Source organism: Pantoea sp. Ap-870 (genome assembly GCF_011752515.1).
Classification (GTDB): Bacteria; Pseudomonadota; Gammaproteobacteria; order Enterobacterales; family Enterobacteriaceae; genus Pantoea; species Pantoea dispersa.
Genome location: NZ_VWXG01000008.1, coordinates 126,772 through 150,593, shown reverse-complemented (window position 1 = coordinate 150,593; position 23,822 = coordinate 126,772). Strand labels below are relative to the sequence as shown.

Annotated in this window: 19 protein-coding genes; 15 read left to right on the top strand and 4 right to left on the bottom strand. The window is 59.1% G+C overall.

Annotated features, from left to right (window positions below):
* The first annotated feature begins 253 nt into the window (after positions 1-253).
* The 5 genes from purL to glnB all read left to right on the top strand — a co-directional run bounded on the left by purL (position 254) and on the right by glnB (position 8,639).
* Positions 254-4,144 (top strand): phosphoribosylformylglycinamidine synthase, encoded by a 3,891-nt coding sequence (gene purL / locus F3J41_RS18485; RefSeq protein WP_166712014.1) that lies wholly within the window; start codon positions 254-256, stop codon positions 4,142-4,144.
* A gap of 642 nt (positions 4,145-4,786) precedes the next feature.
* A complete protein-coding gene (locus F3J41_RS18480) occupies positions 4,787-6,214 on the top strand; it encodes a HAMP domain-containing sensor histidine kinase (protein WP_058770860.1) in 1,428 nt (475 codons plus the stop codon).
* A 3-nt stretch (positions 6,215-6,217) separates the two neighbouring features.
* Positions 6,218-6,889, top strand: a complete 672-nt coding sequence (gene qseG / locus F3J41_RS18475) for a two-component system QseEF-associated lipoprotein QseG (RefSeq protein WP_021506537.1) — start codon at positions 6,218-6,220, stop codon at positions 6,887-6,889.
* Between the two features lie 2 nt (positions 6,890-6,891).
* The gene (gene glrR, locus F3J41_RS18470; protein WP_125309206.1) at positions 6,892-8,223 is read left to right on the top strand and encodes a two-component system response regulator GlrR; all 1,332 of its coding nucleotides are present in this window, start codon (positions 6,892-6,894) and stop codon (positions 8,221-8,223) included.
* 77 nt (positions 8,224-8,300) lie between these two features.
* Positions 8,301-8,639 (top strand): nitrogen regulatory protein P-II, encoded by a 339-nt coding sequence (gene glnB, locus F3J41_RS18465; protein WP_007886217.1) that lies wholly within the window; start codon positions 8,301-8,303, stop codon positions 8,637-8,639.
* A gap of 51 nt (positions 8,640-8,690) precedes the next feature.
* On the opposite strand, the gene hmpA is transcribed toward glnB, so the two are convergent.
* Positions 8,691-9,875: an NO-inducible flavohemoprotein gene (hmpA, locus tag F3J41_RS18460; RefSeq protein WP_166712012.1), complete on the bottom strand. Its 1,185-nt coding sequence runs from the start codon at positions 9,873-9,875 to the stop codon at positions 8,691-8,693.
* 336 nt (positions 9,876-10,211) lie between these two features.
* On the opposite strand from hmpA, the gene glyA reads away from it, so the two are divergent.
* A complete protein-coding gene (gene glyA, locus F3J41_RS18455) occupies positions 10,212-11,465 on the top strand; it encodes a serine hydroxymethyltransferase (protein WP_021506540.1) in 1,254 nt (417 codons plus the stop codon).
* Positions 11,466-11,589: 124 nt separating this feature from the next.
* Positions 11,590-12,726, top strand: a complete 1,137-nt coding sequence (locus F3J41_RS18450; RefSeq protein WP_058758286.1) for a 3-phenylpropionate MFS transporter — start codon at positions 11,590-11,592, stop codon at positions 12,724-12,726.
* On the opposite strand, the gene csiE is transcribed toward F3J41_RS18450, so the two are convergent.
* Positions 12,723-13,991 (bottom strand): stationary phase inducible protein CsiE, encoded by a 1,269-nt coding sequence (gene csiE / locus F3J41_RS18445; protein ID WP_166712010.1) that lies wholly within the window; start codon positions 13,989-13,991, stop codon positions 12,723-12,725. The two genes, F3J41_RS18450 and csiE, sit on opposite strands and share 4 nt — an antisense overlap.
* A 158-nt stretch (positions 13,992-14,149) precedes the next feature.
* On the opposite strand from csiE, the gene F3J41_RS18440 reads away from it, so the two are divergent.
* The 3 genes from F3J41_RS18440 to F3J41_RS18430 all read left to right on the top strand — a co-directional run bounded on the left by F3J41_RS18440 (position 14,150) and on the right by F3J41_RS18430 (position 16,958).
* The gene (locus F3J41_RS18440) at positions 14,150-14,776 is read left to right on the top strand and encodes a DUF1007 family protein (protein ID WP_166712008.1); all 627 of its coding nucleotides are present in this window, start codon (positions 14,150-14,152) and stop codon (positions 14,774-14,776) included.
* Positions 14,767-15,744 carry a nickel/cobalt transporter gene (locus F3J41_RS18435; RefSeq protein WP_166712006.1) on the top strand — a complete coding sequence of 326 codons (978 nt, stop codon included), beginning with the start codon at positions 14,767-14,769 and terminating at the stop codon, positions 15,742-15,744. Before F3J41_RS18440 ends, F3J41_RS18435 begins: the two co-directional genes overlap by 10 nt.
* A gap of 200 nt (positions 15,745-15,944) precedes the next feature.
* A complete protein-coding gene (locus tag F3J41_RS18430) occupies positions 15,945-16,958 on the top strand; it encodes a hypothetical protein (protein ID WP_059009926.1) in 1,014 nt (337 codons plus the stop codon).
* 47 nt (positions 16,959-17,005) lie between these two features.
* Here F3J41_RS18430 and suhB read toward each other — a convergent pair whose 3' ends face one another.
* Positions 17,006-17,809 (bottom strand): inositol-1-monophosphatase, encoded by an 804-nt coding sequence (gene suhB, locus F3J41_RS18425; RefSeq protein WP_058758291.1) that lies wholly within the window; start codon positions 17,807-17,809, stop codon positions 17,006-17,008.
* A gap of 122 nt (positions 17,810-17,931) precedes the next feature.
* Here suhB and trmJ point away from each other — a divergent pair, with 122 nt between their 5' ends.
* The 5 genes from trmJ (at position 17,932) to sseB (ending at position 22,731) form a co-directional block, all read left to right on the top strand.
* On the top strand, positions 17,932-18,675 hold the full coding sequence (gene trmJ / locus F3J41_RS18420) for a tRNA (cytosine(32)/uridine(32)-2'-O)-methyltransferase TrmJ (RefSeq protein WP_031279390.1): 744 nt from the start codon (positions 17,932-17,934) through the stop codon (positions 18,673-18,675).
* A gap of 135 nt (positions 18,676-18,810) precedes the next feature.
* Positions 18,811-19,308, top strand: a complete 498-nt coding sequence (iscR, locus tag F3J41_RS18415) for a Fe-S cluster assembly transcriptional regulator IscR (RefSeq protein WP_031279392.1) — start codon at positions 18,811-18,813, stop codon at positions 19,306-19,308.
* Between the two features lie 89 nt (positions 19,309-19,397).
* Positions 19,398-20,567, top strand: coding sequence for an IscS subfamily cysteine desulfurase (locus F3J41_RS18410; RefSeq protein ID WP_166712004.1), 1,170 nt, complete (start codon positions 19,398-19,400; stop codon positions 20,565-20,567).
* 57 nt (positions 20,568-20,624) lie between these two features.
* Positions 20,625-21,911, top strand: coding sequence for an aminopeptidase PepB (gene pepB / locus F3J41_RS18405; RefSeq protein ID WP_166712002.1), 1,287 nt, complete (start codon positions 20,625-20,627; stop codon positions 21,909-21,911).
* A 52-nt stretch (positions 21,912-21,963) separates the two neighbouring features.
* Entirely contained in the window at positions 21,964-22,731 is a 768-nt protein-coding gene (sseB, locus tag F3J41_RS18400; protein ID WP_058758294.1) for an enhanced serine sensitivity protein SseB, read from the top strand.
* Positions 22,732-22,922: 191 nt separating this feature from the next.
* On the opposite strand, the gene sseA is transcribed toward sseB, so the two are convergent.
* On the bottom strand, positions 22,923-23,762 hold the full coding sequence (gene sseA / locus F3J41_RS18395) for a 3-mercaptopyruvate sulfurtransferase (RefSeq protein WP_058781731.1): 840 nt from the start codon (positions 23,760-23,762) through the stop codon (positions 22,923-22,925).
* Positions 23,763-23,822: the final 60 nt, after the last annotated feature.

The window sequence follows — 23,822 nt, the reverse complement described above, 5'->3', positions numbered from 1 at the left end:
GCTCACAGGCCTCTGTCTTTTAAAGGCAGTATTTATGTTGTTTTGCACTCCCAGAGCGAGGGGCATTTTGCGCAACAAAGCGCAACAGGGCAACTTATATAGCAAGATTTGCGCAAAATTCAGGCAAATCCTGAGGCTCAGTTTTTCTGCGCAAACGGTTTCGTAACCCGTGCCATTTCTCTATAATACCGCCCGTTTTCCCTGTTGCGCCCCATGAAGCGTCGCCCGGCGCTTCGAAGACGAGAGATCTTTAATGATGGAAATTCTGCGTGGTTCGCCCGCTCTGTCGGCATTTCGTGTAAACAAACTGCTGACCCGCTTTCAGGACGCTCATCTGCCGGTGAGTGATATTTACGCCGAGTACGTCCATTTCGCCGATGTCAGCGCACCGCTCAGCGCGGAACAGCAAGCCCGCCTGCAGCGTCTGCTGAAATACGGTCCTTCTCTCGCCGAACATGCGCCACAAGGGCGTCTGTTGCTGGTGACGCCGCGTCCCGGCACCATTTCTCCCTGGTCATCGAAAGCCACCGATATCGCCCACAACTGCGACCTGCCACAGGTATTGCGCCTGGAGCGCGGTCTGGCCTTCTATGTACAGGCACCGCAGCTGACTGACGCGCAGTGGCAGCAGCTGGCCAGCCTGCTGCACGACCGCATGATGGAAACCGTGTTCACGGAGCTCAGCGCGGCAGAACAGCTGTTCGCGCATCATGAGCCGCAGCCGCTGAAAAGCGTAGACGTGCTGGGCGGAGGGCGCGAGGCGCTGGAGCAGGCTAACCGTACGCTCGGCCTGGCGCTGGCCGATGACGAAATTGATTACCTGCTTGATGCCTTCACCAGACTGGGCCGCAATCCGAACGACATTGAGCTCTATATGTTCGCTCAGGCGAACTCCGAGCACTGTCGCCACAAGATTTTTAACGCCGACTGGATTATCGACGGCGAAAAACAGCCGAAGTCGCTGTTTAAAATGATTAAAAACACCTTTGAGCAGCATCCGGAACACGTCCTGTCGGCGTATAAAGACAATGCCGCGGTGATGGAAGGCTCCGAGGTCGGGCGTTTCTACGCGGATGCGCAGCAGGGCGAATATGAGTTCCATCAGGAAGCCGCGCATATCCTGATGAAGGTGGAAACCCACAACCACCCGACGGCCATTTCGCCATGGCCGGGCGCCGCCACCGGTTCCGGCGGGGAAATCCGTGACGAAGGTGCCACCGGACGTGGCGCGAAGCCGAAAGCGGGTCTGGTCGGCTTCTCGGTTTCCAACCTGCGTATTCCCGGCTTTGAACAGCCGTGGGAAGAGGATTTCGGCAAGCCGGATCGCATTGTTACCGCGCTGGATATCATGACCGAAGGCCCGTTAGGCGGCGCCGCGTTTAACAACGAATTTGGTCGCCCGGCACTGAACGGCTATTTCCGTACTTATGAAGAGCAGGTCAACAGCCACAATGGCGTTGAGCTGCGCGGCTATCACAAGCCGATTATGCTGGCCGGCGGCATTGGTAACATCCGCGCCGATCACGTGCAGAAGGGTGAGATCGTGGTTGGCGCGAAGCTGATTGTGCTGGGTGGTCCGGCGATGAATATCGGCCTTGGCGGCGGCGCGGCGTCCTCGATGGCGTCCGGCCAGTCGGATGCCGATCTCGACTTCGCCTCGGTGCAGCGTGATAACCCGGAGATGGAGCGTCGCTGTCAGGAAGTGATTGACCGCTGCTGGCAGCTGGGCGAAGCCAACCCGATTCTGTTTATTCACGACGTCGGTGCCGGTGGCCTGTCTAACGCCATGCCGGAGCTGGTGAGCGACGGTGGCCGCGGCGGCAACTTCAACCTGCGCGACATCCTCAGCGATGAGCCAGGCATGAGCCCGCTGGAAGTGTGGTGTAACGAGTCGCAGGAGCGTTATGTGCTGGCGGTTGCGCCGGACAAACTGGCGCTGTTCGATGAGCTGTGCCAGCGCGAACGTGCGCCGTACGCGGTGATTGGTGAAGCGACCGAGGAGCAGCACCTGAACCTTGCCGACAGCCATTTCGATAACAAACCGATCGACATGCCGCTCGACGTGCTGCTGGGTAAAACGCCAAAAATGACGCGCGACGTGGCCAGCCAGCAGGCGAAAGGTGATGCGCTGGTGCGGGACGGCATTACCATTGCCGATGCGGTAAACCGCGTGCTGCACCTGCCAACCGTGGCGGAAAAAACCTTCCTGGTGACCATCGGTGACCGCAGCGTAACCGGCATGGTGGCGCGCGATCAAATGGTCGGGCCGTGGCAGATCCCGGTGGCGAACTGCGCCGTGACCACCGCCAGCCTCGACAGCTACCACGGTGAAGCGTTTGCCATGGGCGAACGTGCGCCGGTAGCGCTGCTGGATTTCGCTGCGTCCGGCCGCCTGGCGGTGGGCGAAGCGCTGACCAACCTGGCCGCGACCGCGATCGGTTCGCTGAAGCGCGTGAAGCTGTCGGCAAACTGGATGGCTGCAGCCGGTCACCCGGGCGAAGACGCAGGCCTGTACGCTGCGGTGAAAGCGGTGGGCGAAGAGCTGTGCCCGGCGCTGGGGATAACCATTCCGGTGGGTAAAGACTCCATGTCGATGAAAACCCGCTGGCAGCAGGGCACTGAACAGCGCGAAATGACCTCGCCGCTGTCGCTGGTCATTACGGCTTTTGCACGCGTTGAAGATGTGCGTCGCACCGTGACGCCACAGCTGCAGCCGGAAGGCGACAACCTGCTGCTGCTGGTGGACCTCGGCAACGGTGCTAACACCCTCGGCGCCACGGCGCTGTCACAGGTGTATCGCCAGCTGGGCGACAAACCGGCCGACGTGCGCGATGCCGCGCAGCTGGCCGGCTTCTTCAATGCAATGCAGACGCTGGTCAGCGAGCAGAAACTGCTGGCTTACCACGACCGCTCGGATGGCGGTCTGCTGGTCACGCTGGCTGAGATGGCCTTCACCGGCCACTGCGGTATTGAGGCGGATATCGCCGCGCTGGGCAGCGATGCGTTGGCAGCACTGTTTACGGAAGAGCTGGGCGCAGTACTGCAGATTAACGCTGCCGACCGCGCGGGCGTGGAAAAAGTATTTGCCGATCACGGTCTGAGCAGCAATGTTCACGTCATCGGTAAAGCGTTGCCGGGTGACCGTTTTGTTATCCGCTCCGGCGACAGCGCGGTATACAGCGAAAGCCGTACCACCCTGCGTACCTGGTGGGCTGAAACCACCTGGCAGATGCAGCGCCTGCGCGATAACCCGGCCTGTGCCGATCAGGAACATGAAGCGAAGAAAGACGATAACGATCCTGGCCTGAACGTGCAGCTGACCTTCCGTCCGGAAGAGGATGTGGCGGCACCGATGATCGCCACCGGCGCGCGTCCGCGCGTTGCCGTGCTGCGCGAGCAGGGCGTAAACTCGCACGTTGAGATGGCCGCTGCCTTCCACCGCGCAGGCTTTACCGCGGTTGACGTGCACATGAGCGATCTGCTGGCGGGCCGTCGTGGTCTGGAGGAATTCCACGCACTGGTCGCCTGTGGCGGCTTCTCCTACGGCGACGTGCTGGGTGCGGGCGAAGGCTGGGCGAAATCGATTCTGTTCAACAGCCGCGTGCGTGACGAGTTTGAAAACTTCTTCCATCGTCCGCAGACGCTGGCGCTGGGCGTATGTAACGGCTGCCAGATGATGTCGAATCTGCGTGAACTGATTCCGGGCAGCGAGCTGTGGCCGCGCTTTGTGCGTAACCAGTCCGAGCGCTTTGAAGCACGCTTCAGCCTGGTGGAAGTGGCCGCCAGCCCGTCACTGCTGCTGGACGGCATGGTCGGTTCACGCATGCCGATTGCCGTCTCGCACGGTGAAGGTTTTGTTGAAGTACGTGACGGTGCGCATCTGGCTGAGCTGGAAGCGAAAGGGCTGGTGGCGCTGCGCTTCGTCGATAACTTCGGTAAAGTCACCGAGACCTATCCGGCGAACCCGAACGGCTCACCAAACGGCATCACCGCCGTGACCAACGAAAGCGGGCGCGTCACTATCATGATGCCGCATCCGGAGCGCGTGTTCCGCACCGTCAGCAATTCGTGGCATCCGGCGGAGTGGGGCGAAGACAGCCCGTGGATGCGCATTTTCCGCAACGCGCGCAAGCAGCTGGGTTAAACCTGCATCCTGTCTCTTACCGGTGCCCATTCACGGGCACCGTGCCAAGGCCGCTCAACGCGGCCTTTTTTATTTTTTTGTCGCGTGGGCACTGCTCTCGATCCGCTGTTATTCGCTGACCTCTGTGGCATGTCGGAAAATGACGACAATCCCATGGCTGAGTTGTCGCCAAAAGGTGACATTTAAATCGTTGTTTTTTATGGGCGCGAAGTTAGCGCGTTAAAGCCGTTGCTAATCGGCGACACTTTTTCCAGACCAGCCGGTCCGAAAGCGTCGTTAATTCCCTCTCTGAGCTGGCAGTATGCTGATTAACAAGGCTATTTATTTTCTGGCACGATAGTTGCTATACTCATTACGTTGCTCATTCTCCTGTCTATGATTGCCCCGCACTGCGGTTGAGCTCATAAAATATCGAATGACGCACCAAACGGAGCCTGCCGTCCACCCAACCGATAATCGCTTGCTTTGCAACGTTATCAAGCACCGGACGCAACGTTGAGTTAGGCTCCACCTATTTTGCAGGCGATGCTGCGGCGTCGCTCTCACGGCAGGCCAAAAGGCCTGCCGTTTTCGTTTTCAGCCTTTCTAACCTTGCCGGACTTCGCTAGCATGCCTGCAACTCACCTCAAAGGAAGCGCGGTTGTGAAGAGATGGCGTCTGTTTCCCCGATCCCTGCGGCAACTGGTTCTAATGGCCTTTCTGCTGGTGCTGCTGCCGCTGCTGGTGCTGGCATGGCAGGCGTGGGAAAGCCTTTCAGCATTGAGTAATCAGGCGGCGGACACCAACCGCAACACCTTCACCGACGTGCGTCGCAGCGAGGCGATGGCGCGCACGGCGCTGGAGCTGGAGCGTAGCTATCGCCAGTATTGCGTGCTGGGCGATGCCAGTCTGGCACGCCTGTATCAAACGCAGTGGAGTCGCTATGGCCAGATGCTCAGCAGCCATGCCGCCAGCCTGCCCGATTTGCCAACGTTCAAAATATTGCAGAGCGCGCTGCCGCAGCTGGAAAAGCTGCAGTGTGATAACGGCAATCTGCTGGCACCGGCGGCGAGCGCGCTGGAGGCATTCTCCGCCGCCAACACCCGCATGGTGCAGGCCACGCGTGAAGTGGTGTTTTCACGCGGCCTGCAACTGCAGCGCGAAATTGCCGATCGCGGCCAGTTTTTTGGCTGGCAGGCGCTGATACTGTTTTTAATCAGTCTGGTGCTGGTGCTGCTGTTCACCGGCATGATTATCGGCCCGGTTAAGCGCGTCGAACGCATGATCAACCGGCTGGGTGAGGGCAAAACGCTGGGCAATAGCGTCAGTTTTCGCGGGCCACGCGAAATTCGCTCGCTGGGACAGCGCATTGTCTGGCTCAGCGAACGTCTTAGCTGGCTGGAGGCACAGCGGCATGAGTTTCTGCGCCACCTGTCGCACGAACTCAAAACGCCGCTGGCCAGCCTGCGCGAAGGCACCGAACTGCTGGCCGACCAGGTTGCCGGCCCGCTCAATGCGGAGCAGCAGGAAGTTGTCGCCATTCTCGACACCAGCAGCCGTCATCTGCAGCGGCTAATTGAACAGCTGCTCGACTACAATCGCCGGCTGGCGGAGAGTCCAATGCGGCTGGAACCGGTGGCTATCGACGCTATCATTGATAGCGTCGTCAGGGTGCACTCACTGCCCGCCAGCGCGCGCCAGATGCATACGCATATCGATCTGCAGGCCCGCTATTGTCTGGCGGAACCGACGCTGTTGCAGCGGGTGATTGATAACCTCTACTCGAACGCCGTGAACTACGGTAGCGAATCCGGTAACATCTGGCTGCAGAGCCAGCAGAAGGGCAACCAGGTGTGGATTGAGGTGGCCAACACCGGCACGCCGATTCCGGCTGAAGAGCAGGCGATGATCTTTGAGCCCTTTTATCAGGGGAGCCAGCAGCGCAAAGGGCCGGTGAAAGGCAGCGGGCTGGGATTAAGCATCGCCAAAGATTGCCTGCGCAGGATGCAGGGTGATTTGCAGTTGGTCACGCGCACGGACGCGGACGTCTGTTTTCGTATCATTTTGACTACCAGCGCCGGGAATGCCTGATTAATGAAACTCACATCCAGCCGATTTCTCGTCGGCGCACTGATCGCCATCGGCCTGAGCGCCTGTCAGGCGCCTCCCCAGAGCAGTACGCCGCGCGGTGCGGTGAACCTGCCGGAGCCGGACGTGCGCCTGGCGGATTATCTGGCCACCGATTGCCAGAATGTCTGGCAGATTGAAGCACCGGCGGCCATGAGCAATCCACTATACTGGCAGCGCGCTATCGACTGCGGTGAGCGGCTGTCGGCGGCCGAAGCGCGGGCGGAAGCGCGGCGCTGGCCGGTACAGAACTGGGCGCGCGCCTTTAAGCAGGGCATCCTGCTGGCGAACGGCAACGTGACGCCGGTGGAGCGCCGTCAGTACGTTGATACGCTCGACAGCTATAGCGCGGATTATCCGGCGGCGGTGCGTCCGCTGCTGCAGCTGTGGCGCAGTAACCAGGCCGCGCAGCTGGAGCTGAGCGAGGCGCGCGGCCGCTACGCCGCGCTGCAGCAAAGCAATGACGCCGAACTGGATCGCCTGCGTCAGCAGCAAACGCAACTGCGGCAAACGCTGGACGATACCCAGCGTAAATTGCAGCGACTGACTGACATCGAGCGTCAGCTGTCATCGCGCAAAGCGCCGGACAGCGGCGACAGCACACACGGTGCCAGCGATGCCCAAAGCGAGGAGCAGTAACCATGAAACAGGCCGCACGCTTACTGCTGGTGGATGACGATCCGGGCTTACTCAAGCTGCTCGGTATGCGTCTCAGCAGTGAAGGCTATCAGGTAGCGACCGCGGCCAGCGGGCCGGAAGCCCTGCGTCATCTGCAGAAAGAGAAAGTCGATTTGGTGATCAGCGATCTGCGCATGGATGAAATGGATGGCCTGGCGCTGTTTGCTGAAATCCAGAAGCGCCATACCGGACTGCCGGTCATCATCCTGACCGCGCACGGCTCGATTCCGGACGCGGTAGCCGCCACGCAGCAGGGCGTGTTCAGCTTTCTGACCAAACCGGTCGATCGCGATGCGCTATACAAAGCGATTGACGAAGCGCTGGCGCAGCGCGCGCCGGTCAGCGACGACGGCTGGCGCGAAGCGATCGTCACGCGTAATCCGCTGATGCTGCGGCTGCTGGAGCAGGCGCACATGGTGGCGCAATCTGACGTCAGTATATTGATTAACGGCCAGAGCGGCACCGGCAAAGAGGTGCTGGCGCAGGCGATTCATGCTGCCAGCCCTCGCGCCGGCAAACCTTTCATTGCCATCAACTGCGGCGCGCTGCCGGAACAGCTGCTGGAGTCGGAGCTGTTTGGCCACGCCAAAGGCGCCTTCACCGGTGCCGTAAGTGCGCGCGAAGGGCTGTTTCAGGCGGCGGAAGGCGGCACGCTGTTTCTCGATGAGATTGGCGACATGCCGCAGGCGCTGCAGGTAAAACTTCTCCGCGTGCTGCAGGAGCGCAAAGTGCGCCCGCTGGGCAGCAACCGCGATCTCGACATCAACGTGCGCATCATCTCTGCCACGCACCGCGATCTGCCGAAGGCGATGGAGAAGAAAAGCTTCCGCGAAGATCTCTACTATCGTCTCAACGTGGTGAATCTCAGGATCCCGGCACTGCACGAACGCGCCGAAGACATCCCGCTGCTGGCCAACCATCTGCTGCGCCAGTCGGCCGATCGCCACAAACCGTTTGTGCGCAGCTTCTCGGTCGATGCGATGAAACGGCTGGTGAGTGCCAGCTGGCCGGGAAATGTGCGCCAGCTGGTCAACGTGATTGAGCAGTGCGTGGCGCTTACTACGTCGCCGGTAATTAGTGACGCGCTGGTAGAGCAGGCGCTGGCTGGCGAGAACACGGCGCTACCGACCTTTGTCGAAGCACGCAACCAGTTTGAGCTTAACTATCTGCGCAAGCTGCTGCAGATGACCAAAGGTAATGTGACGCATGCGGCGCGTCTGGCTGGACGCAACCGTACCGAGTTTTATAAGCTGCTGTCGCGCCACGAACTGGACGCCAGCGAATTTAAAGAGTAGCTTGCTGCGGCAGCGTCAGGAACACTTATACTCATAGTTACCCGTCCATCATGGAGGGAGCGAAAAAAGGATCTGTGATGAAAAAGATCGATGCAATTATCAAACCATTCAAACTCGATGATGTGCGTGAAGCCTTAGCGGAAGTGGGCATCACCGGGATGACGGTTAGCGAAGTGAAAGGCTTCGGACGTCAGAAAGGCCACACCGAGCTGTATCGCGGTGCCGAATACATGGTCGATTTTCTGCCAAAAGTGAAAATCGAGATGGTGGTGGGCGATGATATCGTCGATACCTGCGTAGAAACCATCATGAAAACCGCGCAGACCGGTAAAATCGGCGACGGCAAAATCTTTGTCTTTGACGTGGCGCGCGTCGTGCGTATTCGTACCGGCGAGGAAGACGAAGAGGCCATCTGAGCCCTTCGCTCCTCACCAGACACAAAGCCTGCCGCGTGCAGGCTTTTTCATTTACAGCACTTTGTGCGGACCGAACACTTCGTAGTGGATACGGTCGGCGCTGATGCCGGCATCAGTCAGCTGGCGCGCAACAAACTGCATGAACGCCAGCGGGCCGCAAATCCAGAACTCACCCTCGGGCTGGGTCAGTGCGGTTGAGACGGTGGCTAAATCCATCAGACCCTGCGCGTCGTAACGTCCCGCGTCGTCAGCTTGCGGCTGGCGATACCAGACGTGGCGGCTAAAGCGCGGCAGTTGCGCGCCCAGCGCCGCGACCTCATCAGCAAACGCGTGCTGCGCGCCGTTTTCGGCGGCGTGCAGCCAGCATACCGCGGCCGAATGCTGCTGCTCCGCCAGGCTGGCCAGCATGGCTAACAGCGGCGTTTGCCCGACGCCTGCTGAGATCAGCGTCACCGGCGTCTGCGCTGCTGCCTGCAGGAAGAAATCCCCGGCCGGCGCGGCGCACTGCACGATATCGCCGACCTTCGCATGCTGATGCAGCCAGCCGGAGACGCTGCCCTGCGCTTCGTGCTTCACTGCAATGCGATAGGCTTTGCCATCCGGCAGATGCGTCAGCGAATACTGGCGGTGCTGAATGTAGTCGCTGTCCGCCGGGCGCAGACTGAGGGTCAGATACTGGCCGGGCAGGAAGTCCGCCACCGGCTCTCCATCATTCGGCACCAGCTCAATGCTTTTGATCACCGAGCTCTGCGCGGTAATCGCACGGATACGAAAATCGCGCGCGCCGCGCCAGCCGCCGACCTTTTCTTCCGACGCACGGTAAATCGCTGCTTCACGCTGGATAAACACCTCAGCCAGCACGCCATAGGCTTTGCCCCACGCCGCCAGTACTTCATCGCCTGGATTGAGCAGCTCTTTAATCGTCGCCAGCAGGTTTTCCCCGACAATCGCGTACTGCGCCGGCTGAATATTCAGGCTGGCATGCTTCTGCGCAATTTTCTCCACCGCCGGCAGCAGCGCCTCAAGATTTTCCAGGTTGCTGCCGTACGCGCAGATCGCGTTAAACAGCGCTTCACGCTGATTGCCGCTGCGCTGGTTGTTCATGTTAAACACGTTCTTCAGCTCGGGATGCTGCGTCAGCATCCGCTGATAAAAGTGACCGGTCAGCTGCGGGCCGAGTTGAGCAATCGCGGGCAGGGTAGATTTCACGGTGGCGATGGTTTGTGCGTCAAGCATGGGCTGATCCTCAGAGTAATTTTAAACATGTATTTTAAATGCATGTTATGCCTGTTGCCGCGCACTGTAAATCCCCCGTTTTGTCTGGGGTGACGAGTGCCAATCTGCTGGCGGGCGCGCAAAGCTGAAAAATTTTCCCGCTGCTGATGAACAAATATCCGGTTTTCTTCCCCGGCTAAAAAGCGTAAAAATCCCGTGCCAGCGCCTTGCCAATCGTTTGCGTAAAAAGAGGGGATTGGCGCTACCGTCCCCTGGCAAAACCGTTTACACTGTTGGCCTTCGCCCCCAGCCGGGGCTTAAACTGCCGTTAAAAAGTTGCTGAGTCAGGAGATGCGGATGTTAAAGCGTGATATGAACATTGCCGATTATGATGCCGAGTTGTGGCAGGCTATGGAGCAGGAGAAGGTGCGTCAGGAAGAGCACATTGAACTGATTGCTTCGGAAAACTACACCAGCCCACGCGTTATGCAGGCGCAAGGTTCACAGCTCACCAACAAATATGCCGAAGGCTATCCGGGCAAACGCTACTACGGCGGATGTGAATATGTGGATATCGTTGAGCAGCTGGCGATCGATCGCGCCAAAGCGCTGTTCGGCGCGGATTACGCTAACGTGCAGCCGCACTCCGGCTCCCAGGCTAACTTCGCGGTGTATACCGCGCTGCTGCAGCCGGGCGACACCATTCTGGGCATGAACCTGGCACACGGTGGTCACCTGACCCACGGTTCGCCGGTCAACCTGTCCGGTAAACTGTACAACGTTATCCCTTACGGCATCGATGAAACCGGCAAAATCAATTACGAAGAGCTGGCCGAACTGGCGCAGACCCACAAGCCAAAAATGATCGTGGGCGGCTTCTCTGCTTACTCTGGCGTGTGCGACTGGGCCAAAATGCGTGAAATCGCCGACAGCATCGGCGCCTGGCTGTTTGTTGATATGGCCCACGTTGCCGGTCTGATCGCTGCTGATGTCTACCCGAACCCGGTACCGCACGCGCACATCGTGACCTCGACCACGCACAAAACGCTGGCCGGCCCGCGCGGTGGCCTGATCCTGGCGAAAAACGGCGACGAAGAGCTGTACAAGAAACTGAACTCCGCGGTGTTCCCGGGTGGTCAGGGCGGCCCGCTGATGCACGTTATCGCCGGCAAAGCCGTGGCGTTCAAAGAAGCCATGGAGCCGGAGTTCAAGGCTTATCAGCAGCAGGTCGCGAAGAACGCCAAAGCGATGGTGGAAGTGCTGCTGGAGCGCGGTTACAACATCGTCTCAGGCGGTACTTACAACCACCTGTTCCTGATCGATCTGGTGAGCAAAGGTCTGACCGGTAAAGAGGCGGATGCCGCTCTGGGCCGCGCTAACATCACCGTGAACAAAAACAGCGTACCTAACGATCCGAAGAGCCCGTTTGTGACCTCCGGTGTGCGTATCGGTACGCCAGCAGTGACCCGTCGCGGTTTCAAAGAAGCGGAAGTGCGCGAACTGGCGGGCTGGATCGCTGACGTTCTCGACAATATCAACGACGAAGCCACTATCGAGCGCACCAAACAGAAAGTGCTGGATATCTGTGCCCGTCTGCCGGTTTATGCCTGATAAGCGCTAAACCCGCAGTGTGAAGAAGGATGGCGCAAGCCATCCTTTTTTTATTCCCTTTCGCAGGCGGCTTTGAGAAAGTAACGGCCATTCCGCGCACGGCGGAGCGTCAACAGGAGCAAACATGACCATCGGATCGGCCAGGTGGCTGGGACTGAGCTACTTCACCTACTTTTTCTGCTATGGCATCTATCTGCCGTTCTGGAGCGTGTGGCTGAAAGGCAACGGGCTGGATGCGGAAAAAATTGGCCTGCTGCTCGGCTGTGGCATGGTGGCGCGCTTTGCCGGCAGCCTGTTGATTGCTTCGCAGGTGAAAAATCCAGCGCAGCTGATTGTTGCGCTGCGCCTGCTGGCGCTGGCGACCTGTCTGTTCGCGCTCGGTTTCTGGCTGGGCAGTCAGTGGCTATGGCTGCTGCTGGTGATGATTGGTTTTAACCTGTTCTTCTCGCCGCTGGTGCCGCTGAGTGATGCGCTGGCGGCCACCTGGACACAGCAAATCGGGCTGGCCTATGGTCCGGTACGGCTGTGGGGCTCGCTGGCGTTTGTTATCAGCTCGGCGCTTACCGGTATGCTGGTCAGCGCCTGGTCATCGCAGGTGATTCTGCTACTGCTGAGCGCAGGCGCGCTGGCGATGCTGTCAGGCATGCTGCTGCCGCCACAAACCCGACCGCAGGGTGAGCTACGCCAGGGCGCGAGCGGTGGCTGGGCGGCGTGGCGCGACCTGCTGCGCGAAAACAGCGTCTGGCGTTTCATGCTGTGCGTAACGCTGATGCAGGGCGCACATGCCGCGTATTACAGCTTCAGCGCCATCTGGTGGCAGGAAGCGGGCTACTCCGCGTCGGTCGTGGGCTACCTGTGGTCGCTGGGCGTGGTGGCCGAAATCGTGATTTTTGCCCTGAGTAACCGGCTGTTTCGCCGCTGGAGCGCGCGCGATCTGCTGCTGCTATCCGGCGTGTGCGCGCTGGTGCGCTGGACGCTGCTGGGTGCCAGCACAACGCTACCGCTGTTGATTGTGGCGCAGATCCTGCACTGCGGCAGCTTTACCGTCTGCCATCTGGCGGCGATGCGCTTTATTGCCGCGCGCAAAGGCGCAGAAGTGATTCGTCTGCAGTCGCTCTATTCGGCGCTGGCAATGGGCGGCGGCATCGCGGTGATGACGATGGTGTGCGGCGTGCTGTTTACTCACCTGCACGGCCAGCTGTTCTGGGTGATGGCGCTGGTGGCGCTGCCGGCGCTATTCCTGCGGCCACGCGCGGCTTAAGACTCCAGCAGCTGACGAATGCGCTGCTGCTGGTGATCGCTCAGCGGCAGCTCAGCGTGGATCAGCGGCGGCGAGTAGAGCGGCAGGGCGGTGGCGTAGGGCGTCACCACCAGCGCCACATCGCGCGGTGCGCCCTCACGCTGAAAGTGCAGCATATCCTGATAGGTAATATTGATTGGCAGCAGCATCATTTCCCGCAGCTGCTGCTCCAGCAGCTGTTCCAGCGCCGCGTCAGCGCCGGTCAGTAACAGCACCTGTTTCTCCTGTAGCGCGCTCTCCTGCATCAGCCAGCCTCCAAACTGCACCGCCACCAGGCTCACTTCTTCCGCGCTAAACTGCGTGCCGAAATCGCTGCTGAAGTGCTGCAGCGCGCGCGCCGTGGTGCGCAGCAGGCGCGGATAGAGACGCGCCACGTCCAGCGCCACGCTGTTATCAATGCCGATGGCAAAGTGGCTGCGATCCAGCGCCTGCGCCAGGTGAGTATAGAGCTGTAGCTTCAGCTGCTGCTGATTTTTGATGCGCGTCTGCGCCAGTTGCTCAAAGCGGGCAATCAGCGCTTCCACCGCGGCCATCAGCTTGTGTGCCTGACTGTCCGCCAGCTGACTGCCGTCGGGCGCGTGAATCAGGCTGAACAGCAGCGTCCAGAAATCGGTTTCGCTGACGTCCGGTGCCAGATGGCAACGTTTCTGCCAGTGATGGATCACGTCATCCGCTGCGCTACGTTCAATCTTCGCCGCCAGCCAGGCGCGCTGGCGCTCGCTGAACAGCGCCGTCTGACACTGACACAGCGCATATTTCATGAAGATTTGCAGAAACAGCCGGTCGCGCGGCGTGAAATCGCGCGCCAGCCGCAGGCTGCAGTGCTGTATCAGCGCCTGCAGATTGGTTTCATCCCACAGCGCTTTCTCAATTTTCAGCACCTTCAGCCGCTGGCGCAGTGCCGGCGCAAAATGGGTGCAGACGAAATCCTGCGACAGGCGCAGCGCGCGGCGCAGCCAGTGCAGCAGGCACAGACGCCGGTCCAGTTCCGTGCCATGAATGCGAAAGCTGCCATCCACCATCTGGTGTAATTCCAGCTGGTGAAAGCGCTGTATCTCATCTCCGACATCCGCGATATCCTGTCGGGCGACAACAGGGTCCACGCCATTCAACTGGCAGAGCTTTTCAAGCGTTAACGCGGGAGCAGGCAGAAACAGCAGCAACAGCAGATGGCAACGACGCTGGGCGCGGCTGAAGAGGGGAGCAGTAGAATGCGCTGAACTCATCAATCGTGTTATCCGCAGGTCATTTTTCAGCTAAGAATAGCCAACTCCACGCGCTGACCCTGGCCTTTGTCATGACTTTTGTTCAGAGCTTCAGGGCGGGTCACAGTTTTTTCTGGCCCGGTATCCTTCTGACTTTAAAATTTGTTACTTTATAACATATGAAAATTGCGCTCGTTAGCTTTACGCTGTTGTTCAGCGGCGCCGTGTGGGCGCATCCACACAGCTTTATTGATATGCAGACCGAACTGCTCGGTAAGGACGATCATCTCAGCGCGATGAAGATGGTATGGACCATGGATGAAATCACCTCCGCCGATCTGCTGTACGATGCCGGCAACGCCAAACCCGGCGAGGTGGTGTGGAAAAAGCTGGCGGCGCAGGTGATGGCCAATGTGCTGGGCCAGCACTATTTTACCGAAGTGTGGCAGGATAAAAATCGGGTGAAGTTTCTCAACCTGCCGCAGGAGTATCAGCTGTCGCGCAAGGGCAACAAAGCAGTGCTGGAGTTCATTGTGCCGTTCGGCGAACCGCAGTCGTTAAGCGCCAGGCAGTACCGCATCCAGACCTTCGATCCCAGTTACTTTGTTGATATGTATTATGACAATCCGCAAGCCATCACCATGGATGAGACCGTGAAAGCCCATTGCCAGTTTGACTTACACACGCCCAAACCGAATGACTCGCTAAAACAGTACGCGCTGTCGCTGGATAAAGCTGACGCACCGCCCGAGGATATGGATCTCGGCCAGCAGTTTGCCCAGACGGTAACCCTGACATGTCATTGATTTCACTGCCTGGCGCTTCCCGTCGCTGGTGGCCGCTGTGGCTGCTGGCTGCGCTGCTGATTTCTGCGGGCGGGATGCTGTGGCTGCACTGGCCGCAGATTCTGCTGCAAAGCGTACTGTGGCAGAAGGTTCTGCACCGTGAGATGACGCAGCTCCTGCAACAGGTGGCGCAGCAGCCGCAGCAGGCCGGTGTCACGCTGATGCTGTTCAGCCTGGCCTATGGCGTGCTGCATGCGCTGGGGCCGGGCCACGGCAAAGTGGTGATCAGCACTTTTCTCGCTACCCACCCGGCGCAGCTGAAAACCAGCATGAAGCTGACGCTGCTGGCGGCGCTGTTGCAGGGCGCGGTGGCGATTGCTCTGGTGACGCTGATGCTGGTGGTGCTGCAAACCTCGTCGCGCCAGCTGCATCTCACCAGTTACTGGCTGGAGAAAGGTAGCTATTTGCTGGTGATGGCGCTCGGCGTCTGGGTGGGCTGGCGCGCGCTGCAGGGGTTACGCCGCGCGTTCCGTCCGGCGACCGGGCTCCAGATTCGCGCGGTACGGCCACATCATCAGCATCATGCTGACTGCGGCTGCGGTCATGCCCACCTGCCGAGCGCGCAACAGCTGGCCGGTGCGGTGAGCGGCAGAACCCAGGCGCTGGTGGTGCTGTCGATGGGGCTGCGGCCCTGTTCCGGTGCCATCATGATGCTGTTGTTTGCCAAAGTGATTGGCGTGTATGGCTGGGGCGTGGCCTCGGCGCTGACCATGGCGCTGGGCACCGCGCTCACCGTGTCGCTGCTGGGTTTGCTGGTGCAGCGCTCGCGCGTGCTGGCGGTGCGCCTCGGCAGGGTCAGCAGCAGAGGGGCAGCGGAATGGTTGTTGCCGGCCGTGATGCTGGCTGGCAGCCTGCTGTTGCTGCTGGCCGGCTTTATTTTATGGCACAGTGCTACGCCCGGCTTCGGTGGCGGTCTGCGTCCTTTTTAATTAATACGCTTTAAAAAATAAGCGCAGCATGTTCACTGAATATGCTGCGTTTTTTTCTGCCCGTTACGCATAGTTAAATTTCTGTTGCCTGGCGATCTGGTGAAAAGAGTTTTCTCTGTCTACGCTAGATAATATCAAAAAGACAGGGTGTGCTCTTATATGCGTTACTCTTTATCGTCAATGTTTGCGAGGAAATAAATATGCCTGAAACCTGGACTAATAATGGCAGCACGGAAACGGTAGTGGAAACGCATGGCGGTGTTCCGTTAAAACGCATTTCCTGGAGTGCCGTATTTGCAGGGGTGATTGCGGCCTTAATCATTCATATTCTGCTGGGGCTGCTGGGGACAGCGATCGGGGCCACGACTATCGATCCGCAGCAGGAACAAAATCCGCTGGAGCACCTTGGCACTGGTGCGCTGATCTGGACCGGCGTCAGCATGCTGATTGCGCTGGCGGTCGGTAGCTATGTTGCCGGGCGGCTGGCACAGCGCGAAGGTGCGCTGCACGGGCTGCTGATGTTTGGCGTCAGCACATTGATTACGCTGTGGCTGGCGATCTCACTTGCCAGCGGTATTATCGGTGGCGCCTTTAATATTTTAGGCTCCGGTTTTAACGCCCTGGGTAACGGTATTTCTGCGGTAGCACCTTCGGTAACCAATATGGCGAAAGAGAAGCTGCAGGAAAATAATATCAACCTTGATGATCTGCAAAATGAATTGCAGACCACGCTGCGCCAGACGGGCAAACCGGAATTGCAGCCGGAAAATTTACAGCAGGATGTAAATAGCGAAGCGAATAATGCGCAAAACCAGGCGAAACAGACGGCACAGAATCCACAGAATGCCGACAATGATATTGCCAATTGGATCCGTGGTGTACTGAGTCGTCATGCCGATACGCTGCAAGCTGCAGACCGTGATGCGCTGAAAAACATTATTAAAGCGCGGACCGGAAAAAGCGATCAGGAAGCGGAGCAGATCGTTAATCAGACTGAGCAGAGCTATCAACAAGCGATGCAGAAATATCAGCAGCTGAAGCAGGAAGCGGAGCAGAAAGCGCGTGAAGCCGCAGAGAAAGCCGCGGCGGCAACGGCGAAAGCCAGCTGGTTTGCCTTCTTCATGATGCTGATCGAGGCGGTGCTGGCGGCGGTCCTCGGTGGTGTCGGTCGGCGTACCCAGCCGCGCACCGTGTTAACCCACGAGCGTCGCTAATAAAGTCGGTAATAAAAAAGGCGGCTGATTTAGCCGCCTTTTTTTGCTTAGCGCTTCAGCGCTTCGCTCAGTTCTTCGCGCATACTGGCCAGCATCGCCTTCACCACACGCGGGTTACCGGCCACCAGGTTGCCAGACAGCATATAGCCGTGGTTACCGGTGAAATCGGTCACCAGACCGCCCGCTTCACGCACCAGCAGTTCACCGGCAGCGAAATCCCATGGCTTCAGGCCAATCTCAAAGAAACCGTCAACGCGACCTGCGGCCACATAGGCCAAATCCAGCGCAGCAGAGCCGGTACGGCGGAAATCAGCGCACTGGGTAAACAGTTTTGCCACGATGTTGATGAACGGCGTGGCGTGCTGCTTCAGCTTGAACGGGAAGCCGGTAGCCAGAATGGTGCCGTCGAGGTCACGCGCCGTGCTGCCGCGCAGGCGATAGCCGTTAAGCTGCGCACCCTGACCGCGTACCGCGGTGAACAGTTCGTTACGCATTGGATCGTAAACCACCGCCACTTCGGTGCGGCCTTTGATGCGCACGGCGATTGAAACAGCAAAGTGGGGCAGACGTTTGATGAAGTTGGTGGTGCCATCCAGGGGATCGATTACCCATTGAACATCCTGATCGTCGCCCGCCAGCTCACCGCTTTCTTCGGTGATGATGGTGTGTTGCGGGTAGGATTTGCGAATCACTTCGACAATCAGACGTTCTGCGTCGCGGTCAACATTGGTAACGAAGTCGTTGCTGCCTTTCTGGCTGGCTTCGACGGCGTCCGGGGTTTCATAATTCTTGGCAATTAAATTTCCGGCCTTGCGCGCTGCGCGCACGGCGATGTTGAGCATCGGATGCATCGGTATCTCTCACTGGATGTTAAAGAACGGGGTGAAAACGGCGCGGAGTATATCAGGGTGTTCAGCAAATGTCCTGCTTTTATGTTAGGATGCGCGCCATCATTTCCTTATCGCTATCTATTATGCTGCAAAATATCCGAATCGTACTGGTAGAAACCTCGCACACCGGCAACATGGGTTCCGTTGCCCGCGCCATGAAAACCATGGGCTTAAGCAACCTGTATCTGGTCAATCCGCTGGTGAAACCGGACTCGCAGGCTATTTCACTGGCTGCCGGTGCCAGCGATGTGATCGGTGAGGCGAAGATCGTCGATACGCTGGATGAGGCGATTGCCGGCTGTAGCCTGGTGGTGGGCACCAGCGCACGCTCGCGCTCGCTGCCGTGGCCGATGCTTGACTCGCGTGAATGCGGCATCAAAAGCGTGGAAGAGGGCCAGCAGGCGCCGGTGGCGCTGGTGTTTGGTCGCGAGCGCGTGGGCCTGACCAACGAAGAGCTGCAGAAGTGCCACTATCATGTCGCCATTCAGGCCAACCCGGAGTACAGCTCGCTCAACCTGGCGATGGCGGTGCAGATTATTGCCTATGAAGTGCGCATGGCGTGGCTGGACGCGCAGGAGAAAGCCAGTCCGCAGCCGCAGTATGAAGCCTCACCGTATCCGCTGGTTGACGATCTGGAGCGCTTCTATCAGCACATCGAGCAGATGATGCTGAACAGCGGTTTTATCCGCCAGGGCACACCGAGCCAGGTGATGAGCAAACTGCGTCGCCTCTATACCCGTGCGCGTCCGGAGCGCGACGAACTCAACATTCTGCGCGGCATGCTGTCGTCGTTTGAAAAACCCAAAAATGACAAGGGTAATAGTTGAGTAAAACACCAGGTTAAATAGTTGAGCGAAATACTCGGTTAAATAGTTGACCAAAATACTCGGGAATGTCAGACTGGCCTCCATTCTTCAGATAACCCGCCGACTCGCTGGCGGACGCTTACGAGGTTGTATGCTATGAGACTGACATCCAAAGGACGTTATGCCGTAACCGCTATGCTGGACGTTGCCCTGCACTCGCACGAGGGCCCGGTACCGCTGGCCGATATTTCAGAGCGTCAGGGCATTTCGCTCTCCTATCTGGAGCAGTTATTCTCGCGTCTGCGTAAGCACGGTCTGGTGGCCAGCGTGCGGGGGCCGGGTGGCGGTTATCTGTTAGGCAAAGACGCCGGGGCGATTGCAGTTGGTGCGGTGATCACCGCGGTGGACGAATCCGTTGATGCTACTAAATGCCAGGGTAAAGAGGGTTGCCAGGGCGGCGAGCGCTGCCTGACCCACGTTCTGTGGCGCGACCTGAGCGAGCGCATCAGCGATTTCCTCAACAACATCACGCTGGCGGAACTGGTGAATAACCAGGAGATCCTCGACGTGGCCGATCGCCAGAACAGCGTTGATAACCGTCGCTTCCAGCAGCATCGCGTGCAGGAAACCATCAACGTCAATCTGCGCGCCTGATCCTCTATCGTTCAGCCTCTGCTGTTAACCCAGGAGAGGCTGAATCGTGCTATAAAGACGTATGATTTTTTATACGGAGTTTTAGCGCAATGAAATTACCGATCTACCTGGATTACGCAGCGACAACGCCTGCGGATCCGCGTGTCGCCAGCAAAATGATGCAGTTCCTCACTTTGGATGGCACCTTCGGTAACCCCGCTTCCCGTTCCCACCGTTTTGGCTGGCAGGCTGAAGAGGCCGTTGACGTGGCGCGCAACCAGGTTGCCGAACTGATCAACGCCGATCCACGCGAAATCGTGTTTACCTCCGGTGCCACCGAAGCCGATAACCTGGCGCTCAAAGGCGCGGCGCAGCAGCATCAGGCGCGCGGTAAACACATCATCACCAGTCAGACCGAACACAAAGCGGTGCTCGACAGCTGTGCCCAGCTGGCGCGCGAAGGCTTTGAGGTCACCTTTCTGCAGCCTGGCGCGGACGGCATCGTCACGCCTGCGATGCTGGAAGCGGCACTGCGCGACGACACCGTGCTGGTGTCGCTGATGCACGTCAATAATGAAACCGGCGTGATTCAGGACATCGCCGCGCTGGGCGCGCTGTGTCACGCGCGCGACATCCTGTTCCACGTGGACGCCACGCAAAGCGTGGGCAAACTGCCGCTCGATGTCAGCGCGCTGCCGGTGGATTTGATGTCGTTCTCAGCGCACAAACTGTACGGGCCGAAAGGCATCGGCGCGCTGTGGGTGCGGCGTAAACCAAAACTGCAGATCGACGCGCAGATGCACGGCGGTGGTCACGAGCGCGGCATGCGTTCGGGGACCTTGCCGGTGCACCAGATTGTCGGCATGGGCGAGGCCTATCGCATCGCGCGCGAAGAGATGGCGGACGAGAGTGCGCGTCTGGCTACGCTGCGCCATCGTCTGTGGCAGGGCATCAGCACGCTAAGCGACGTACAGCTCAACGGTTCACTCGAACAGGGCGCGCCGAATATCCTCAATATCAGTTTTGCCCACGTCGATGGCGAATCGCTGATCATGGCGCTGAAAGATCTGGCGCTGTCGTCGGGATCCGCCTGTACTTCTGCCAGCCTTGAACCTTCCTACGTTCTGCGCGCCATGGGCGTGGATCAGCAGCTGGCCTACAGCTCGCTGCGCTTTTCGCTGGGTCGCTTTACCACGCAGGAAGAGATCGATTATGCCATCGGGGTGGTACATAAGGCGGTAACGCGCTTACGGGCGCTGACGCCGGCCACTTCCCGCTAAATTTTCGCCCTGCGCCGGTCAGTGTGCAGGGATAACAAACGCAAACGGAGCCACGCGATGACAACACAACCCATGACGATTACGCTCAGCTCCCAGGCCGCCGACGCGCGCTGGGGCGAGAAAGCCTTGCTGAGCAGCAATGAAAGTGGCATGACCATTCACCTGACCGGTGCCGATGCGCTGATGAGCATTCAACGTGCCGGACGCAAGCTGGACGGTCAGGGCATCCGCCACGTCGCGCTGAGCGGCGAAGGCTGGGATCTGGAGAAATGCTGGGCGTTCTGGCAAGGTTTCCGCAGCCCGAAAGGCCAGCGTCAGGTCGAATGGCCGACGCTGAGTGAGGCCGATCGGGCCGAATTCGATCGGCGCCTGAAGATCGTTGACTGGGTGCGCGACACCATCAACCTGCCTGCGGAAGATCTCAGTCCGGAGCAGCTGGCGCACAGCGCCATCGATCTGATCAGCGAAGTAGGCGGTGACGCGGTGAGCTATCGCATCATCAAAGGTGAGGATCTGCGTGAGCAGGGCTATGCCGGGATTCATACCGTGGGCCGCGGCTCGACGCGTCCGCCAGTGCTGCTGACGCTGGACTTTAACCCTGGCGGCGACGACAGCACACCGGTGTACGCCTGCCTGGTGGGCAAAGGCATCACCTTTGATACCGGCGGCTACAGCCTGAAGCAGAGCGCATTTATGGATTCGATGAAATCCGATATGGGCGGCGCGGCAACGGTAACCGGTGCGCTGGCGCTGGCGATTGCGCGCGGCCTGGATAAACGCGTGAAGCTGTTCCTGTGCTGCGCCGATAACATGGTGAGCGGCAACGCGTTCCGCCTTGGCGACATCATCCGCTATCGCAACGGGAAATCCGTTGAAGTGATGAACACCGACGCCGAAGGGCGTCTGGTACTGGCCGATGGACTGATCGACGCCAGCGAACAGCGTCCGCAGCTGCTGATTGATGCGGCGACACTGACCGGTGCCGCGAAAACCGCGCTGGGCAACGATTACCATGCGCTGTTTACCTTTGACGACGTGCTGGCGGAGTCGCTGCTGGGCAGCGCCACCAGCGAGAACGAAGCCTTCTGGCGTCTGCCGCTGGCCGAATTTCACCGCAACCATCTGCCGTCCAACTTTGCCGATCTGAATAACATCGCCAGCGCGGCACATGCAGCGGGCGCCAGCAGCGCGGCAGCGTTTCTCTCGTGGTTCGTCAGCAACTATCAGCAGGGCTGGCTGCACATTGACTGCTCCGCGACCTATCGCAAAAGCGCGGTGGATCAGTGGTCTGCCGGTGCGACAGGTCTTGGTGTGCGTACCATTGCCAATCTGTTACTGAAATAATCCCGACAACGGCAGGCTGCAACCTGCCGTCTTTTTTGGAAGCCTATCCCTTATGAGTAACCGTCTTGAAGAGGTGCTGAAGCTGGCGGCCACCGAGCCTGCGCACCGTCCGGAATTTTTTCAGCTGTTGCTGGAGGCCGATGTCTGGGTGCCGGGCGAAAGTCCCGCGGAGCAGTTTGATGCCACCTCGCCGGTAGAATTACAGCACTGGGAGAAAGAGGGCGGCGGCAGCGTGATCCCTTTCTTTACCTCAGAAGCAGCAATGAGCGAAGCCATCCAGGGTGAGCAGCCGTATCTGCGTTTACCGACGCGCACGCTGTTTGAAATGACGCTGGGCGAAACGCTGTTCCTCAATCCAAAACTGCCGGCCGGCAAAGAGTTTTCACCCGGCGAGATCGCGCATCTGCTGGGCGAAGAGGGCAGTGCGCTGAGCCAGCAAACGGTGCTGGAGGGCGGTCATGCGCTGCTTCTTTCAGAAGTGGCCGAGCCGCCAGCGCAGATGATCGATTCGCTGACCCAGCTATTTGCGAAATACAAACAGGTGCGTCGCGCCTACGTTGCCAGCATTCGTGAGCGTGCCGATGAACAGGCGAATCTGTTGATTGGGATTGAAGCCGACAGCGATATTGATGCGATTATTCAGGCGGCCGGCAGCGTGGCGACCGATACGCTGCCCGATGACGCGCCAATTGATATCTGTGAAGTGGTCAGCAACGAGCAGGGTGTCAGCCATTTCTTCACCGCGCACATTACGCCGTTTTATGAGCGCCGCTGGGGCAGTTTCCTGCGCGATTTCAAAGGCAGCCAGCGGATTATTTAGTGCCGGTGTGCATCAGTGCGCCGGTAAATCGCACCGATGCTACCAGGTGCGCATAAATGCGTCATCAACATCGTACCGATTTCACCCAGGTGCGCATTAATGCGCACCCTACATGTAGGGTCGCCGTTCACGGCGACCGGATAAATGTGTGTAACATCCGACAACGCGCACCTTACGGCGACCGGATACACTTATTTCTCAATCGGTAAATCGTCGCGGCTGCCCCATTCTCCCCATGAACCGTCGTACAGCGTCACGTCACGCACGCCCAGCGCGGTCAGCGCCAGAATCACCACCACCGCCGTCACGCCGGAGCCACAGCTGGCGACAATCGGCTGATCCAGCTTAATGCCTGCCTTTGCAAACAGATCGCGCAGTTCGGCGGCCGGTTTCAGCTCACCGTTGGCCACCAGATCGTTCCACGGCATATTCAGGCTGTGCGGGATATGGCCGCGCAGCAGGCCGGGACGCGGCTCATCCACTTCGGCATTGAAACGGTTGGCCGCGCGCGCATCGACAATCTGCGCGCCGCCCTCGTGGCTGATCAGCAGCACATCGGTCAGGCGCTTTACCTGGCTGCTGTCGTACTGTGCGTCGAACTCGCCCTCAGGCAAATCAACCGGACCGGTAGCCAGGCTGAAGCCAGCGGCTTTCCAGCCCTGCAGGCCGCCCGCCAGAATCGACACCTGTTCACAGCCAAAGGCGCGCAGCATCCACCAGGCGCGCGGCGCGGAGAACAGATTGCCTTCGTCGTACACCACCAGATGCTTATCCTGGCTGATGCCCAGCTCGCGCATCGCCACGGCAAAGGTCTCTGCGCGCGGCATCATATGCGGATACGGACTGGTGTGATCGGACAGCGCTTCGATGTTGAAAAAAGGCGCATCCGGCAGATGCCCGGCCAGATACTCCGCCGTGATATCGCGCACCGCTTCCTGACCTGGCGGCAGCATGCGGGCATCCAGCACCTGCAAACGCTCTTCGTGGTAATGTTCATTCAACCAATCAGCGGACACAAACATGGCTGTCATAGCAACCTCTTCTCCATCAGCGGCAAAGGCCCAGTGTCCGGGAATGTGAAGGCTATCTCA

Excerpts from the sequence above, each read along its gene's own strand:
- purL (WP_166712014.1), top strand. The coding sequence starts at position 254 with ATGATGGAAATTCTGCGTGGTTCGCCCGCTCTGTCGGCATTTCGTGTA.
- qseG (WP_021506537.1), top strand. The coding sequence starts at position 6,218 with ATGAAACTCACATCCAGCCGATTTCTCGTCGGCGCACTGATCGCCATC.
- glrR (WP_125309206.1), top strand. The coding sequence starts at position 6,892 with ATGAAACAGGCCGCACGCTTACTGCTGGTGGATGACGATCCGGGCTTA.
- glnB (WP_007886217.1), top strand. The coding sequence starts at position 8,301 with ATGAAAAAGATCGATGCAATTATCAAACCATTCAAACTCGATGATGTG.
- hmpA (WP_166712012.1), bottom strand. The coding sequence starts at position 9,875 with ATGCTTGACGCACAAACCATCGCCACCGTGAAATCTACCCTGCCCGCG.
- glyA (WP_021506540.1), top strand. The coding sequence starts at position 10,212 with ATGTTAAAGCGTGATATGAACATTGCCGATTATGATGCCGAGTTGTGG.
- F3J41_RS18450 (WP_058758286.1), top strand. The coding sequence starts at position 11,590 with ATGACCATCGGATCGGCCAGGTGGCTGGGACTGAGCTACTTCACCTAC.
- csiE (WP_166712010.1), bottom strand. The coding sequence starts at position 13,991 with ATGAGTTCAGCGCATTCTACTGCTCCCCTCTTCAGCCGCGCCCAGCGT.
- F3J41_RS18440 (WP_166712008.1), top strand. The coding sequence starts at position 14,150 with ATGAAAATTGCGCTCGTTAGCTTTACGCTGTTGTTCAGCGGCGCCGTG.
- F3J41_RS18435 (WP_166712006.1), top strand. The coding sequence starts at position 14,767 with ATGTCATTGATTTCACTGCCTGGCGCTTCCCGTCGCTGGTGGCCGCTG.
- F3J41_RS18430 (WP_059009926.1), top strand. The coding sequence starts at position 15,945 with ATGCCTGAAACCTGGACTAATAATGGCAGCACGGAAACGGTAGTGGAA.
- suhB (WP_058758291.1), bottom strand. The coding sequence starts at position 17,809 with ATGCATCCGATGCTCAACATCGCCGTGCGCGCAGCGCGCAAGGCCGGA.
- trmJ (WP_031279390.1), top strand. The coding sequence starts at position 17,932 with ATGCTGCAAAATATCCGAATCGTACTGGTAGAAACCTCGCACACCGGC.
- iscR (WP_031279392.1), top strand. The coding sequence starts at position 18,811 with ATGAGACTGACATCCAAAGGACGTTATGCCGTAACCGCTATGCTGGAC.
- F3J41_RS18410 (WP_166712004.1), top strand. The coding sequence starts at position 19,398 with ATGAAATTACCGATCTACCTGGATTACGCAGCGACAACGCCTGCGGAT.
- pepB (WP_166712002.1), top strand. The coding sequence starts at position 20,625 with ATGACAACACAACCCATGACGATTACGCTCAGCTCCCAGGCCGCCGAC.
- sseB (WP_058758294.1), top strand. The coding sequence starts at position 21,964 with ATGAGTAACCGTCTTGAAGAGGTGCTGAAGCTGGCGGCCACCGAGCCT.
- sseA (WP_058781731.1), bottom strand. The coding sequence starts at position 23,762 with ATGACAGCCATGTTTGTGTCCGCTGATTGGTTGAATGAACATTACCAC.